This is a genomic window from Maribacter sp. PR66 (assembly GCF_028464205.1).
GTDB lineage: Bacteria > Bacteroidota > Bacteroidia > Flavobacteriales > Flavobacteriaceae > Maribacter > Maribacter flavus.
In genome coordinates this window covers 1069727-1084896 of record NZ_JAQPCH010000001.1, presented here as the reverse complement: position 1 = coordinate 1084896, position 15170 = coordinate 1069727, and the positions used below count along the sequence as shown (strand labels likewise).

Annotated in this window: 14 protein-coding genes; 11 read left to right on the top strand and 3 right to left on the bottom strand. The window is 43.0% G+C overall.

The window, feature by feature from the left end:
- Positions 1 to 33 precede the first annotated feature (33 nt).
- From PP181_RS04705 to PP181_RS04675, 7 genes are all read left to right on the top strand, one after another.
- Positions 34 to 1350, top strand: a complete 1317-nt coding sequence (locus tag PP181_RS04705) for a gluconate:H+ symporter (RefSeq protein ID WP_272636152.1) — start codon at positions 34 to 36, stop codon at positions 1348 to 1350.
- An 11-nt stretch (positions 1351 to 1361) separates the two neighbouring features.
- Entirely contained in the window at positions 1362 to 1823 is a 462-nt protein-coding gene (locus PP181_RS04700; RefSeq protein ID WP_154918033.1) for a RidA family protein, read from the top strand.
- Positions 1824 to 1906: 83 nt separating this feature from the next.
- Positions 1907 to 3019 carry a D-TA family PLP-dependent enzyme gene (locus PP181_RS04695; RefSeq protein WP_272636151.1) on the top strand — a complete coding sequence of 371 codons (1113 nt, stop codon included), beginning with the start codon at positions 1907 to 1909 and terminating at the stop codon, positions 3017 to 3019.
- A gap of 1 nt (position 3020) precedes the next feature.
- On the top strand, positions 3021 to 4088 hold the full coding sequence (locus PP181_RS04690) for a dipeptidase (protein WP_154918031.1): 1068 nt from the start codon (positions 3021 to 3023) through the stop codon (positions 4086 to 4088).
- Positions 4015 to 4827, top strand: coding sequence for a hypothetical protein (locus PP181_RS04685; protein WP_317129162.1), 813 nt, complete (start codon positions 4015 to 4017; stop codon positions 4825 to 4827). Before PP181_RS04690 ends, PP181_RS04685 begins: the two co-directional genes overlap by 74 nt.
- A gap of 102 nt (positions 4828 to 4929) precedes the next feature.
- Positions 4930 to 5814, top strand: coding sequence for a carbon-nitrogen hydrolase (locus PP181_RS04680; RefSeq protein WP_272636150.1), 885 nt, complete (start codon positions 4930 to 4932; stop codon positions 5812 to 5814).
- A 5-nt stretch (positions 5815 to 5819) separates the two neighbouring features.
- Complete coding sequence (locus PP181_RS04675) at positions 5820 to 6854, top strand: agmatine deiminase family protein (protein WP_272636148.1); 1035 nt, start codon at positions 5820 to 5822, stop codon at positions 6852 to 6854.
- Positions 6855 to 6924: 70 nt separating this feature from the next.
- On the opposite strand, the gene PP181_RS04670 is transcribed toward PP181_RS04675, so the two are convergent.
- Entirely contained in the window at positions 6925 to 9105 is a 2181-nt protein-coding gene (locus tag PP181_RS04670; RefSeq protein WP_272636147.1) for an acylase, read from the bottom strand.
- A 261-nt stretch (positions 9106 to 9366) separates the two neighbouring features.
- On the opposite strand from PP181_RS04670, the gene PP181_RS04665 reads away from it, so the two are divergent.
- From PP181_RS04665 to PP181_RS04650, 4 genes are all read left to right on the top strand, one after another.
- Entirely contained in the window at positions 9367 to 10362 is a 996-nt protein-coding gene (locus tag PP181_RS04665) for an efflux RND transporter periplasmic adaptor subunit (protein ID WP_240042649.1), read from the top strand.
- Positions 10359 to 11621, top strand: coding sequence for an ABC transporter permease (locus PP181_RS04660; RefSeq protein ID WP_272636146.1), 1263 nt, complete (start codon positions 10359 to 10361; stop codon positions 11619 to 11621). The genes PP181_RS04665 and PP181_RS04660 overlap by 4 nt, the downstream gene beginning before the upstream one ends.
- 28 nt (positions 11622 to 11649) lie before the next feature.
- Positions 11650 to 12324 (top strand): ABC transporter ATP-binding protein, encoded by a 675-nt coding sequence (locus PP181_RS04655; protein ID WP_154918537.1) that lies wholly within the window; start codon positions 11650 to 11652, stop codon positions 12322 to 12324.
- A 108-nt stretch (positions 12325 to 12432) separates the two neighbouring features.
- Positions 12433 to 14172, top strand: a complete 1740-nt coding sequence (locus PP181_RS04650; protein WP_138256994.1) for an ABC transporter ATP-binding protein — start codon at positions 12433 to 12435, stop codon at positions 14170 to 14172.
- A 251-nt stretch (positions 14173 to 14423) separates the two neighbouring features.
- On the opposite strand, the gene PP181_RS04645 is transcribed toward PP181_RS04650, so the two are convergent.
- The gene (locus tag PP181_RS04645) at positions 14424 to 14753 is read right to left on the bottom strand and encodes a 2Fe-2S iron-sulfur cluster-binding protein (protein ID WP_272636145.1); all 330 of its coding nucleotides are present in this window, start codon (positions 14751 to 14753) and stop codon (positions 14424 to 14426) included.
- Between the two features lie 36 nt (positions 14754 to 14789).
- Complete coding sequence (locus tag PP181_RS17730) at positions 14790 to 15143, bottom strand: four helix bundle protein (protein WP_419776360.1); 354 nt, start codon at positions 15141 to 15143, stop codon at positions 14790 to 14792.
- Positions 15144 to 15170: the final 27 nt, after the last annotated feature.

The window sequence follows — 15170 nt, the reverse complement described above, 5'->3', positions numbered from 1 at the left end:
ATTCGGGTTTACAAACCAATCCAATAACAACCCATGCCTCTTGTCATCGTAGTCCTTGGAATCCTTCTTTTGTTCCTTTTGGTCGCAAAATTCAAACTCAACGGTTTTATCTCCTTTATTTTGGTTTCCCTTTTTGTGGGAATTACCGAAGGAATGGAACCCATTGCTGTTGTTAGTTCCATTCAAAAAGGTATTGGAAACATACTGGGCTTCCTCGTTCTCATATTAGGGCTTGGCGCCATGTTGGGCAAGCTGGTTGCGGAAAGTGGGGCCGCACAACGAATAACCACAAAGTTGGTGGATAAATTCGGGAAAAAGAACATTCAATGGGCCGTAGTGCTCACAGGTTTTATTGTGGGCATTCCCATGTTCTATTCCGTTGGTTTTGTGATTTTGGTGCCCCTGGTATTTACGATTGCCGCAGCCACAGGTTTACCACTACTTTATGTGGGCCTTCCCATGCTTGCTTCCCTTTCAGTTACCCATGGCTACCTTCCCCCGCATCCCGCCCCTACGGCCATAGCGGCGACTTTTAATGCGGACATCAGCAAAACGCTCCTGTATGGTATCATCGTGGCCATTCCGGCTATAGTGGTAGCGGGACCGTTCTTGTCCAGAACAATGAAAAATATCAAGGCCTCCCCTTTAAAAGAATTGATGAACCCCACCATACTTACGGATGATGAAATGCCAGGAACCGGAATCAGTATTTATACGGCCCTACTTCCGGTAATCCTAATGGCGATTGCGGCCCTGGCCGCACTTTTTCTTCCTGCCGATTCCTTCCTAACTTCTATTTTAGTTTTTTGCGGGGACCCAGTGATGGCCATGCTTCTTTCGGTATTGGTAGCAATCTACACGTTAGGTTTGGCCCGTGGAAAATCAATGAAGGAAGTAATGGATACCGTTGGTGAGGCCGTAAAGGGTATTACCATGGTTTTATTGATCATTGCCGGGGCAGGTGCCTTAAAACAGGTATTGGTAGATAGTGGGGTAAGCGAATATATTGGAAATGCCCTAAGCGGATCTTCCATTTCACCGCTAATATTGGCATGGTTGATCGCAACGATCATAAGGGTTTGTGTAGGATCGGCCACGGTCGCAGGGTTGACCGCTGCAGGTATTGTTCTGCCGCTGATCGAAGGTACGGGCACCAGCGCGGAACTTATGGTGTTGGCCATTGGATCTGGCAGTCTTATGCTTTCGCATGTAAATGACAGCGGATTTTGGTTATTTAAAGAGTACTTTAATCTTTCCATAAAGGATACCATTAAATCATGGACTTTGATGGAAACGACCGTAGGTGTCATGGGTCTTATAGGTGTTTTGATCTTGAATCAGTTTATATAAATTATAGTATAATGAGTATCTCCAAAAAAATACAGGAATTAGGTCTGGAACTTCCTCCTGCTCCCCCACCGGCCGGTCTATACCGACCTATATTGGTGGTCGATAATTTTTTATATGTTTCCGGTCAAGGACCGGTTTTAAAAGATGGGTCGCTCTACAAAGGAAGGGTGGGCCACGACCTTGATTTGGCCGGAGGAAAGCTGGGTGCAAGACACGTTGGCCTGACCATGTTATCCACCATCATTACCCATTTTGGGGAGGTAGACCGAATTAAACGCTTGGTAAAAACACTGGGAATGGTGAACTGTACCCCAGATTTCCAGGACCATCCCTTGGTCATTAACGGTTTTAGTGAATTAATGTCCGATGTATTTGGTGCCGAAAATGGCGTAGGCGTACGAAGTGCCGTGGGCATGATGCTTCCGGGAGGTATCGCCGTGGAAATCGAGGCAATGTTTGAACTTCACAAATAAACTCTTATTAAGGGATTTGTTTTGGAAATACTAATGAACTTGCCCGCATACGTATTAAAATATCGATTTGTTAACTAAAAATTATGGGAGAAGAAACATGGTATCGGCTGAAGGATAGTACAAAGGTCATTTCCCCCTCCTTATTGGTCTATAAGGAGAGGATCATCCATAACATTGAGGAGATGATACGTATGACGGGGGATGCGAAGAAGTTGTGCCCCCATATCAAGACCCATAAATGTGCGGAAATCGTTCAGATGCAACTGGAACGTGGCATCACAAAATTCAAATGCGCTACCATCGCCGAAGCCGAACTGCTGGGAAATTGCGGTGCTCCCGAAGTACTTTTGGCCATGCAGCCCGTGGGCGCCAATATAGACCGATTTATCACCTTGATGAAAACCTTCCCCAATACCAAGTTTTCGGCACTGACGGATACCTCTGCCATTGCCGATACATTGGCAACATCGGGAAGAGAGAATGACCTCAAAATGAGCCTATATATCGATTTGAACGTGGGCATGAACCGAACGGGCATTGCCCCAGATGAAAAGGCCTTTCAATTATATGAATATGTATCCGTAAATCCCCATTTGAAAATTCTCGGCTTACACGTATACGATGGTCATCTGAGAAATCCCGATTTTGATACCAGAAAACAGGATTGCGAAAAAGCCTTCGATTCGGTCTTGGAATTGAAAGAAAGAATTTTGGAGGCCAAGCTTCCAAACCCCATTATCATCGCCGGGGGATCACCAACTTTCCCCATTCATTGTAAAAGGGAAAACGTCATAGCCAGTCCGGGTACAACGCTCTTATGGGATGCAGGTTACGGCAATCTTTTCCCCGAAATGAATTTTCTTCCCGCGGCCGTATTGTTCACTAGGATCATTAGCAAGCCCAAAGCGGGCATCCTATGTTTTGATCTGGGCCATAAATCCATTGCCCCGGAAATGCCCTTTCCAAGGGTGGAGTTTCTAAGTTTGGGACATGAAAGACAAATTGGCCAATCTGAAGAGCACTTGGTCGTGGAATATGATGACCTGAAAGTAATGGAAATAGGCTCGGAGCATTATGCGATACCCAAACATATTTGCCCCACGGTGGCCAAATACGACGAACTTCTGGTAGTGGACAAGGGTCACATTACCGATGCATGGAAGGTAGCCGCCCGTAACCAAAAAATTACCATTTAGCATGTTTATCCTGGATGCCCATTTAGACCTTTCCATGAACGCCATGGAGTGGAACCGAGATCTTACATGGTCCGTTGCCGCCATCAGGGCCAGTGAAAAAGGCATGACGGACAAGCCCGATCGGGGGAAGAACACGGTTTCCTTTGAGGCAATGCGAAAGGGAAACATAGGTATCTGTGTGGCGACACAGATTGCCCGTTATGTAAAGCCTGGCAATAATTTACTGGGATGGAAATCCCCACACCAAGCTTGGGCACAGACCCAAGGGCAATTGGCTTGGTACAGGGCGATGGAAAAAGAGGGACACCTGATTCAGATTCGGTCAAAAACCCAATTCACGAACCATTTCAAGCGATGGAACCAAGATAAATCAAATTCGCCCATTGGTTATATTTTGAGTTTGGAAGGTGCGGATTCCATTGTTACCATGGAGTATCTCCACACCGCTTTTGAAGAGGGCCTGCGCGCCATTGGGCCTGCGCATTACGGCCCGGGAACCTATGCGTATGGAACGGATTCCGTTGGAGGAATCGGCATCAAAGGAAAAGAACTGCTAAAGGAAATCCAAAAGCTCAACCTGATTCTGGACGCGACCCATCTGTGCGACCAAAGCTTTTGGGAGACCATGGCCGTATATGAAGGCCCGGTTTGGGCCAGTCATAACAATTGCCGGAAATTTGTGGATCATAACCGTCAGTTTTCGGACGAACAGATCAAGGAACTCATTACCCGAAAGGCTGTAATAGGTATGGCATTGGACGCTTGGATGATGGTACCCAACTGGGTTCGTGGGAAGTCAACTCCAGAAAGTACCGGAGTGTCTTTGGAACATACCATTCAGAACATTGACCATGTTTGCCAGTTGGCCGGAAACTCGGAACATGTTGGAATCGGGACCGATTTGGACGGTGGTTTTGGTTTGGAACAGTCACCAAAAGATATCGATACCATTGCCGATCTACAAAAAATTCCGGGTATGTTGGAAAAAAGAGGCTATGCAAAAACGGACATCGAAAATATCATGCACGGAAATTTCGTTCGCTTCCTACAGGAACATTTACCGGATTAAGAAGGCAAGGGTTACGATAATCGAATTTAACACCCCGTTAAGTCCCTGTGGCAGGGTATTTGCTATCTTTATTCCGATTATGGATATCCTAATGAACGGACGTAATTCATTTACTAGTTTCCTTTGCCTTTTGTCTTTTGGGTGGATTCAGGCCCAAACGGACCTACCTACGCAGAAACCCTTGAAGATTGAATCGGTCAACCCTATCGATAATTCGGGTACCACTAATTCCGGCAGTGTTCTGAACATTCCATCGGTCATAAAGGAACAGCCCAAACTGGATATGACCACTAAAAATCCAGTGAAAATGCTTCCGGACGAAGAACTCGTACAAGCAGGAACGGGACTTAAGATAGATCCGCGCATTGGCCCAGGCGAGCGCATGAACGGGTCGGGCCAATTCTTCCCGGACCAATATCTTGGTGATATCAAGAGTAATGGAAAATTTATAGGCATCGTTTGCAGGGACCACGAATATGTGGATGGTGATCGGGTCAAGATCTATGTCAATGATGTAGTGGTCGAATACAACCTTTTGTTGACAGGAGCCTTTAAAGGGGTCAACGTAGACCTACAGTCAGGGTTCAACAAAATAGACTTTGAGGCATTGAACCACGGTTCTTCCGCACCAAATACGGCCCAAGTGGATGTATACGATGAAAAAGGACAGCTCCTATATTCCAACAAGTGGTTGTTATCCACGGGCTCAAAAGCCACACTAATCGTTACCAAAGAATAACCCGTACCTCTGGAAATTTATAAATTAGGTTTAATTGCTCCTTTAATCTGGGGCATTCATCTTCTATTTAATATCTTTAATTTTCAAAACAATCATTTTTAGATGTCAAAGAATTACAAAGTCGCCGTTATACAGCTCAATTTGAATAATACCGCCGATGAAAATCGGAAAAAATGTATGGAGTGGATTAAAAAGGCCGCGCACCAAGGGGCCGAAGTTATCTGTCTCCCTGAACTGTATAGCAGTCACTACTTTTGCCAGAGCGAGGATGTGGAAAATTTTTCCATAGCCGAACCTTTGGGCGATGTTTCCTTTACAGCTTTCAGTGCCTTGGCCAAGGATTTGGGTGTAGTGATCATCGTTCCTTTTTTTGAAAAAAGAATGTCCGGCATCTACCACAACAGTGCCTACATCATTGATACCGATGGAAGCCAAGCAGGCCTGTACCGCAAAATGCATATTCCGGACGATCCCCATTTTTACGAGAAATTTTACTTTACCCCCGGGGATTTGGGCTTTCAATCCATCGGTACAAAAAAGGGAAATATTGGAACATTGATCTGTTGGGACCAATGGTATCCGGAAGCGGCCCGATTGACCGCCTTAAAAGGTGCCGAAGTATTGTTTTACCCCACTGCAATTGGCTGGCATCCTGCTGAAAAAGCCCAATACGGGGAAAACCAATACGGGGCATGGATGAACGTGATGAAGGGACACGCGGTCGCCAATGGCATCTTTGTAGCTGCGGCCAACCGGATAGGTCTTGAAAAATATATCCCGGATACGGATGGCATCGAATTCTGGGGAAAATCATTTATCTGTGGACCACAAGGCGAAATATTGGCCTTGGCCTCCCATGACAAGGAAGAAATACTGATGGCCGAAGTGGATTTGGCCCTTCAAGAGAATGTTCGCCAAAACTGGCCCTTTTTTAGGGATAGGCGAATCGATGCCTTTGGGGAACTAACCAAAAGAGCCTTGGATTAAGCTATATGGGCAAAAGAAGATTTCCCGCAGAATGGGAACAACAGAAAGGTGTTTTGCTTTGTTTCCCACATAATGGGAAGGACTGGCCGGGTAAATTCGGGGCTATTAAATGGGCCTTTGTGGAGTATATAAAAAAAGTATCAGCCTTTGAGACCGTTTTTTTGGTGGTCGCATCTGAAGCGCATCGCAAGAACGTAACTGAAATGCTCGAAATGGCCCATGTTGACCTTTCCAAAGTATCTTTTATTGTACATAAAACCAATCGCAGCTGGATGCGTGATTCCGGACCCATTATGGTCAAAAATGGAACGCAATGGGAAGCACTGAATTTAAACTTCAATGGCTGGGCCAAATACAATAATTGGCAATTGGACAAACACGTCCCTTCTTTAGTGGCCAAACATTTGAATGTTCCTATGACCCAAGTCACCTATAAAGGTAAAAAAGTGATTTTGGAAGGTGGTGCCCTGGAAGTCAATGGAAAAGGTACGTTGATTACGACCGAAGAATGCCTATTGCACCCCTCCATTCAGGTCCGTAATGTAGGATTCACCAAAGCCGATTACGAAGCCATATTCGAGGAGTACTTTGGCGTTACAAATACCATTTGGTTGGGCGATGGAGTCCAAGGGGACGATACCCACGGCCATGTAGATGATTTATGCCGATTTGTTAATGCCGATACAGTCGTAACCGTAGTGGAAACCGACCCTAAAAACAAAAATTACAAACCGCTGCAAGAAAATCTGAAAAGTCTCCAAAAAGCAGTTTTGGAAGATGGTTCCCCTTTGAAGGTAGTGGAATTGCCCATGCCAAAAACCATCCTATTTGAAGGTTTGGAACTTCCGGCCAGTTATGCGAACTTTTTAATCATAAACGGTGCCGTATTGGTCCCAACATTTAATGATCCCAAAGACCGTTTGGCACTCAATATACTATCCGATTGTTTCCCGGATCGGGAAATCATTGGCATCAATTGTATCGATTTGATTTGGGGCTTTGGAACGTTGCACTGTTTGAGCCAACAAATTCCGAGGTAATAAATACAAGTTCAAGTGTCAAGTTCAAGCTCAAAAACAAATGGACCGACTAACTTGTTATCAAAAGAGATTACCTTCTTTCTCCAGGCCGATAGGTTTTTGTAGCCCTTTTCAAAACATCTTCCCTATAATAAGCGGCATCTTTCCAATCAATATTGATGTAGCGTTCCGTTTGGTCATCAAAATGCGGTGAAGCCGGGTCGCCACTTTGTCCCCCCGCCAAAATGGTCTTGGCTTTCACTTGGTCACCAAATTCCACTACTGCGGCAAAACTATTGCCCCTTGTACCGTATATATTTTTTGCATCTGGGGTAGTATATCTAGCCCCATACGCCGCCAAAGCACCCCAACGACCGGAGGCAAATCCAACTCCCACGCTTGGCAGGCTGTCGTTAAATACCTGAACAATGTCCCCGTTCAGACGTTGATAGCGATTGACCTCGCCCCAAGGCATTTTCCAAGTACCGAAATCCGAAATCAATTGATCGACAACTTCCTCAAAAATGCGTAAGCCCTCATCCGTGTGTTCGCCAAAATAAATCATCCGTTCCATATCGCTGAGACCTTGAGGGTAGTTGGCCCGCTGCCCCATGGCGGTGCCATAATAATGCGCCAAGGTCATGGCAACGGATTCTTTCGAGGTCTTATAATCCCATTCTTCAAGAATTTCTATGGGTTCCTGCAATTTTGGATTTTTATCATCTTGGGAATTATAGGCTTTTACCAGTCCCGGAATCAAAGCCTTGAAAGCAGGTAAATAAGGGTCGTGGGCCAATTGAATAAGGCTATCAATGGTATACCCTTTCCGATCAGTCAATAATTCAATCGCATGAATCCCTCTAAAATTTTCCTGGTCTTTGGACATGTAGTAAGGATACGCCTCTCTTTTTGGGCTAAATTCAGCAGCAGAGGTATATGGGGTTGAATTACAATTCTGTATCCATCCGTTTTCCGGGTTCAATACCAAAATATTTTCATCCACGGTATGAAGTCCCTGCCAATCGGTTTGGGGGTTGCTCCCATCTACAGGTTCAGAATAATCAAAGCTGACATCCCGCTTCGGAATAAAATTACCGTGGAAGTAGGCGATATTTCCCTCGGCGTCGGCATAGACCGTATTGTTGGAGGAATTGGTGCGAATGTCCATCATCTTTCGAAAACCATCATACCCATCCTGTTTAGTGCGAATATACGACTGCTCCAAAGCCTTGACCGGTTCCCACATCATCGCCGATGCCGTCCATTGACCATCAACGGCATGCGTGATAGGTCCGTGGTGGGTACGGTACATGGGGAAGGTACGTTCCTTGATCCCCCTATCCGATGTATATTTTAAGGTTACCGATGTGGAATCTACCGGCCGCAGCTCCTCCCCATATTGGTAGTACAATTTTCCGTCGTTCTTTACAATGGTCTCCTTGAATTCGTCCATAACATCGGTATAGGTAGATGTGTGCATCCAACCTGTTTTTTCATTGAAGCCCTGATATACAAAAAACTGTCCCCAGGTAACAGCACCATAAGCATTCAGTCCCTCTTCGCTGACCACGTGAACCTCTCCCCTAAAATAAAAGGAAGTGTGCGGATTGATCAATAACATGGGGTTGCCCGATTCCGTTAATGAACCCGATATCGCTATTCCATTGGAGCCTTGTGGTTCCGTCATTTCTTCCTGCTTATGTATTTCCAACAACTCCATTTCAGGAAGTTCCATCCCACTCTCATAAAAAGACTCGATTTTTCGTGTAGAAATACGTTCGATATCCCCACCGATACTTCCTTCACTAAAATACATGGACATCCAAGGTTCGAACCGGGTCAATAATTGAGGTTTCACTTCGGGGTGGGTATACAGGTAATAATTGATACCATCGGCAAAGGCGTCGCACAATTTTTTCAACCACTCCGGACTTTTTTCGTAATTGGCCTTGGCCTCTTCTTCGGTCATAAAAAGTTTCGCCCTTAAATCGCTGTAAATGGCATCCTCACCCTCAACTTCGGCCAACCTACCGGTTGCCCAAATATAATTCTGTTCCACACGGTTGAAATCGTCCTCACATTGGGCATAAAGCAATCCAAAAACGGCATCTGCATCGGTCTTGCCATAAATATGGGGCACACCAAAATCATCACGAATGATTTCGATTTGGGAAGCCTGGACCTTCCATTTTTCAACTTCTGAATTCTTTTCTTTACTTGATTTACAGGCAAATAGTAAAAATGCAAAAACGAGAAAAAATACTTTATTCATATTTTTAATATTTACGAACTGGAAGATACATAATTGTATGCCCTTATTCAAAAAGTATATGACCATGGTCATATTTATGAAATAGGAATTAATGTAGGTTTGGATACAGATTTTGAACTAACATGTCCATTATCATAGGTTATTATGTTTACAAACTATTTTAGATATCCCTTTTTAAAAAAAAGCATTCTATTGTTCGCCATGTTATGGTTGTTTTCATGTGGAGAAAAAATCGAAAAAATCTACCCGAAAAAAATGGCCATGACAGAATCAGTCTATGCCTCCGTAACTGTACAACCGGACAGTTTATACCAAGCGTATGCATCCGTTTCTGGAATTCTGCATAGAAACTTGGTAGAGGAAGGAGACTTGGTTCCTAAAGGATTTCCCTTAGTCCAGATTGTTAACACGGCACCGGAACTCAATGCGGAAAATGCAAGATTGAACTTTCAATTGGCGGAAGAAAATTATCAGGGTAGTTCTGGCGTTTTAAAGGCCTTGGAAGACGAAATAAAGTCAGCAAAATTATCCTTGGAAAACGACTCCGTCAACTATTTTAGGCAAAAAAGGCTTTGGGAGCAGCAAATTGGTTCCAAAGCACAGTATGAGAATAGAAAATTAGCCTATGAGCTCTCCCAGAACAACTTTCGTTTAACCATCAATCGTTACCAACGAACCAAAAATGAGCTCACTACACAATGGCAACAAGCACGTAACAATTACATTACAGCGCAGAGCAATACCCAAGATTTTACAATAGAGAGCAACATAAACGGAAAAGTGTACGCCTTGTTTAAAGAACCCGGGGAAATTGTAAATACGATGGAACCCATTGCTACGGTAGGTAGCAGTGATACTTTTATAATAGAAATGTTGGTAGACGAGGTAGACATAGTAAAACTTTCCAGAGGACAAAAAGTACTGGTCATCTTGGACTCATACAAAAACGAAGTTTTTGAAGCCAATGTTTACAAAATTTATCCAAAGAAAGATCAACGCTCCCAAACCTTTAAGGTTGAGGCTTCTTTTATTGACCCTCCAGCAGTCCTATATCCTGGATTGGCAGGGGAAGGCAATATCATCATTGCACAAAAAAATGAAGTATTGACTATACCCAAATCCTACCTCAACAAAGGAAATCAAGTACAAACAGAGGATGGCCCAGTAACCTTAAAAATTGGTCTTCAGAGTCTTGAACTAATCGAAATCCTCGAGGGGATAGACGAAAATACAGCTATCCTAAAACCCATAGAATGATAAATTGGAGCGTAATAATAGGAATAGCCAAAACACATCTACTAACCAAGATGAAAAGTACGGTGACAGCGGCCTTAGGTGTTACTTTTGGGATAGGGGCCTACATTACCATGGCAGGCTTCATGACCGGCTTGAACAACTTATTGGATGGACTCACGCTAAACCGGACACCCCATATCAGATTGTATAACGAAATAGAACCTTCCAAAAAGCAACCAGTTTCCTTATACGCAGATTTTGAAAATACCTTTAATGTAATTAACTCCATAAAACCCAAGGAAAGCCAAAAAAAAATCCATAATGCGCTACCTATTCTACAGTATTTAAAGACCGATGATGCCGTCAAAGGGGCCACACCTCAACTACAGACACAAATATTCTATCTATCAGGTTCCATTGAACTTGGAGGAATGTTGATAGGCGCTGATATTATGGAGGAAGCCAGACTCTCCAATATTAAAGACTACATAGTAAAAGGTAGCCCAGAAGCCCTTAGGAACAATGCCAACGGAATTCTTTTGGGAGCTGGGTTGGCGGACAAAATGACTCTTACCGTAGGAGACCGTATACAGGTTAGTACGGTGTCTGGCGACATTTTCCCGCTAAAAATCGTAGGGATTTATCAAAGTGGATTGGCAGAGATCGACAATGCACAAAGCTACGTGAACCTAAAGACAGCCCAACGAATATTGGGACAACCCGAAAACTACATCACGGATATACATATTAAACTTTTTGATATAGAATTGGCTCCAACAATGGCAAAAAGATTAGAGCGACAATTTGATATCAAAGCGATAGATATTAAAGAAGCCAATGCTCAGTTTGAAACGGGTTCCAATATAAGAAACTTGATAACCTATGCTGTTTCCATAACCTTATTGATTGTAGCGGGTTTTGGAATATACAACATTCTCAACATGCTCATATATGAAAAAATGAAGGATATTGCCATTTTAAAAGCCACCGGGTTTTCGGGAAACGACGTAGCACTTATCTTCATCAGTCAAGCAGTTATCATAGGATTCATGGGAGGCATTTTGGGTCTCTTGGTTGGATTTAGCCTTTCTGCTTTGATTGATAATACACCGTTTGAAACTGAGGCATTGCCAACTATCAAAACTTATCCTATAAATTATAGTCCTTTATATTACATAATAGGTATCGTTTTTGCCCTACTCTCTACTTTTATTGCTGGATATCTTCCCGCCAACAAAGCGAAAAATATTGATCCGGTCAAAATAATTAGGGGCACATGAGGTTAAACAAAGTAATATTTTGAAAAAGATGAGTTTGGTCCTGGAAACAAGAAACATTGACAAACATTTTTATAAGCCCAAGGACTTTCATGTGCTTAAAGATATTTCCTTTAAAATTAAGGAAGGTGAATTTGCTTCCATAGTCGGGAAGTCCGGTTGTGGAAAATCTACCTTGCTCTATATTCTTTCTACTATGGACACGGAATATACCGGAGAACTGTTTTTAAATGAGCAGCTTATTACCGGAAATTCCAAAGAGGAACTATCACGGATACGCAACAGGAATATTGGTTTTGTTTTTCAATTTCATTATTTGTTATCGGAATTTAGTGTTATTGAAAACGTGATGTTGCCAGCTAAAAAACTTGCAGAAAAATCCCAAAAAGAAATAGAGCAAAACGCACGAGAGAAATTGGAAATGCTTCATATAGGCCATTTAGCAGAGCAAAAGGCTTCACGAATATCGGGCGGAGAAAAACAGCGCGTAGCCATAGCTAGGGCACTAATCAACAATCCAACGATTCTTATGGGCGATGAACCTACAGGTAATCTTGATAGCCATAATTCTGAAAATGTATTTAATATTTTCAGACGGCTTTCCATTGAAGAAGGTCTTTCTCTCTTGATAGTTACTCACGACAATGATTTTGCACAACGTACAGACCGAATCATAGAAATGGAGGATGGCCGGATTATAAGTTGACGATATCAGAAGAGGTTGAAACCTTTCCAAGCAAAGTGTATTGATAGAAAAACTACCTCTATCGTACTCCATTCATTACACATCCCCATAAAAAGGTATTTTTGTACTATGGCAGATAAAAAAGTAAGTATTCTACAGGCATTTAAGACCATCATTTGGCCTAGGAGAAAATTGGTTTTGATCGGGTTGCTATTAATCGTAATAAGTAAAGCGGCCAGTTTTGTGGCTCCCATATCCTTGCGCTATTTTTTGGATGACGTAGTACCCAATAAAAAATACGACTTTTTAAAGTTACTCGTAACCGTAGTCATCCTTTCATTTTTGGTCCAAGCAGTAATGTCGTTTCTTCTCACCAAAGTTCTCAGTATACAGGCCCAATACATGATTTCGGAATTGCGGGCGCAGGTTCAAAAAAAGGTATTGGCTTTGCCTATCCGGTTCTTTGACAATACCAAGTCTGGCTCATTGGTTTCAAGAATTATGAGCGATGTGGAAGGGGTTCGCAACCTCATCGGTACAGGATTGGTCCAATTGGTAGGAGGTACTTTGACCGCAGTGGGGTCATTGATCCTCTTGTTACGAATCAGTGCCACAATGACCCTGTTGACCTTTATTCCCTTGATTCTTTTTGCGGTCATCGCTCTAAAAGCCTTTAAAATCATACGCCCTGTTTTTAGGGACAGGGGCAAGATAAATGCGGAAGTAAAAGGCCGATTGACAGAAACGCTTGGCGGAATCAGGGTGATTAAGGGGTTCAACGCCGAAGCACAGGAAGCCAAAGTTTTTGAAGATGGTGTGGAGCGGCTTTATAAAAACGTGAAGAAAAGCCTAACGGCTACCGCAGTAATGACCAGTTCCTCTACCTTTCTTTTAGGTTTGGCCACAACGGGGATTATGATGGGTTATGGGGGGTACAAAATGATGCAGGGCGAACTCACCACGGGCGAATATTTTGAGTTTACCTTTTTACTGGCACTCATGGTAGCCCCTATTGTACAGATGAGCAATATTGGAAGTCAGCTGACCGAAGCCTTGGCAGGATTGGACCGTACCGAAGAACTCATGAACGAAATGACGGAAGCCGATGACAAACAACGAACCCTAGAACTGACCGAGATTAAAGGGGATATGCGCTTTGAAGATGTGTCTTTTGCCTATGAGGAGGATAAGGACGTATTGCACAATATCAGTTTTGAGGCCAAGGCCGGGGACGTAATCGCTTTGGTGGGAAGTTCTGGTTCCGGAAAATCGACCATTGCAGGTTTGGCGGCCAGCTTTTTGAATCCTGATTCTGGAATGATTACCATTGATGGCCAGGACTTGGCCAAAATCGATTTGACCAGCTTTAGACAATTTCTGGGGGTGGTCTTACAGGACGATTTTCTCTTCGAGGGTACCATACGCGAAAATATACTTTTCCCACGGCCCAATGCCACAGAAGAAGAACTAACAGAAGCGGTCAAAGCGGCCTATGTAAACGAGTTTACAGATAGATTCGAAAAAGGATTGGATACGATAATCGGGGAACGTGGCGTAAAACTATCCGGTGGTCAGCGTCAGCGCATTGCCATTGCCCGGGCCATTTTGGCCAACCCGAGAATATTGATCTTGGACGAGGCCACCTCTAATCTGGATACCGAAAGTGAATCCCTGATTCAAAAAAGCTTGGCCGAACTTACCAAAGGACGAACCACTTTCGTAATCGCCCATCGTCTTAGCACCATTCGAAAAGCGAACCAGATATTGGTCATAGAAAACGGTCGTATTGCCGAGCTGGGCACCCATGAGGAATTGATTGCTAAAGAAGGTAGGTATTACAATCTGTTTACGTATCAGGCGAGGATATAGTTGGTTGATGGTTGATGGTTGATGGTTGATGGTTGATGGTTGATGGTTGATGGTTGATGGTTGAAAAAATACAAACTTAAACCCAAATACAAATTCAGTATAAATTATTCTGAAAAGTAACTTTCAGTTTCTAGTTTCTAGTTTCTAGTTTCTAGTTTCTAGTACAAAATTAAATTCTTGTTTGCCTTTGTAATTGATTCTTGTACTTGGGCTTGAACTTGATTTGAACTTGACTCATGAATTTGAATTTATTAGAGTTCCTCAGGGGCAAGCTCAACTTCCAGTCCGTCCATATCCTCCGAAATATGCAATTGACAACCCAATCGACTATTTTCGCGTACGTTGAATGCCTCCGCTAACATCGCTTCCTCATCATCACTTTTCTCCGGTAAGTGATGGTCAGATTTTACATAACATTGACAGGATGCACACATGGCCATACCGCCACAGATTCCAATAGTTCCTTCAGGAGCCAATTCATAGGAACGCACCACCTCCATCAGGTTCATGTTCATATCTGTGGGTGCGTCTATTTCGTGGAGGACACCATCACGGTCGATTATTTTGATTTTTATATCCATAAAGGAGTTAGGAATTAGAGGTTAGGAATTAGGAGACTAGTCGTTTTTCATAGAATTGATTAATCCATAAATCATTCTTGAAATTTCATTCGAACTATCTATTAACTTTTGTGTTTCGCTACTATTTAAAAAGTTCAACCTTTGGGATAAGTACAACATAGACCTAACTTCACTATTGGAACTTGTGACAATGTAAAGAAATCTTATGAAATCAACATTGGTTCTTCGGTCAAAACCCTCTACTAAATTATTGGAAATTGAAACGGAAGCCCTGAAGGTCTGGTCTTTATAGAAGTAGTCCTTTAAGCCTGAAAAGGATTTATATATCGAAATTGCAAAATCTTGTGATTTTTGCCACACCAATAAATCCTGATATTTTTGAACGGCCATTATTACTGATCTCTGTTTCCTAAGTAC

Excerpts from the sequence above, each read along its gene's own strand:
- PP181_RS04705 (WP_272636152.1), top strand. The coding sequence starts at position 34 with ATGCCTCTTGTCATCGTAGTCCTTGGAATCCTTCTTTTGTTCCTTTTG.
- PP181_RS04700 (WP_154918033.1), top strand. The coding sequence starts at position 1,362 with ATGAGTATCTCCAAAAAAATACAGGAATTAGGTCTGGAACTTCCTCCT.
- PP181_RS04695 (WP_272636151.1), top strand. The coding sequence starts at position 1,907 with ATGGGAGAAGAAACATGGTATCGGCTGAAGGATAGTACAAAGGTCATT.
- PP181_RS04690 (WP_154918031.1), top strand. The coding sequence starts at position 3,021 with ATGTTTATCCTGGATGCCCATTTAGACCTTTCCATGAACGCCATGGAG.
- PP181_RS04685 (WP_317129162.1), top strand. The coding sequence starts at position 4,015 with ATGCAAAAACGGACATCGAAAATATCATGCACGGAAATTTCGTTCGCT.
- PP181_RS04680 (WP_272636150.1), top strand. The coding sequence starts at position 4,930 with ATGTCAAAGAATTACAAAGTCGCCGTTATACAGCTCAATTTGAATAAT.
- PP181_RS04675 (WP_272636148.1), top strand. The coding sequence starts at position 5,820 with ATGGGCAAAAGAAGATTTCCCGCAGAATGGGAACAACAGAAAGGTGTT.
- PP181_RS04670 (WP_272636147.1), bottom strand. The coding sequence starts at position 9,105 with ATGAATAAAGTATTTTTTCTCGTTTTTGCATTTTTACTATTTGCCTGT.
- PP181_RS04665 (WP_240042649.1), top strand. The coding sequence starts at position 9,367 with ATGACAGAATCAGTCTATGCCTCCGTAACTGTACAACCGGACAGTTTA.
- PP181_RS04660 (WP_272636146.1), top strand. The coding sequence starts at position 10,359 with ATGATAAATTGGAGCGTAATAATAGGAATAGCCAAAACACATCTACTA.
- PP181_RS04655 (WP_154918537.1), top strand. The coding sequence starts at position 11,650 with ATGAGTTTGGTCCTGGAAACAAGAAACATTGACAAACATTTTTATAAG.
- PP181_RS04650 (WP_138256994.1), top strand. The coding sequence starts at position 12,433 with ATGGCAGATAAAAAAGTAAGTATTCTACAGGCATTTAAGACCATCATT.
- PP181_RS04645 (WP_272636145.1), bottom strand. The coding sequence starts at position 14,753 with ATGGATATAAAAATCAAAATAATCGACCGTGATGGTGTCCTCCACGAA.
- PP181_RS17730 (WP_419776360.1), bottom strand. The coding sequence starts at position 15,143 with ATGGCCGTTCAAAAATATCAGGATTTATTGGTGTGGCAAAAATCACAA.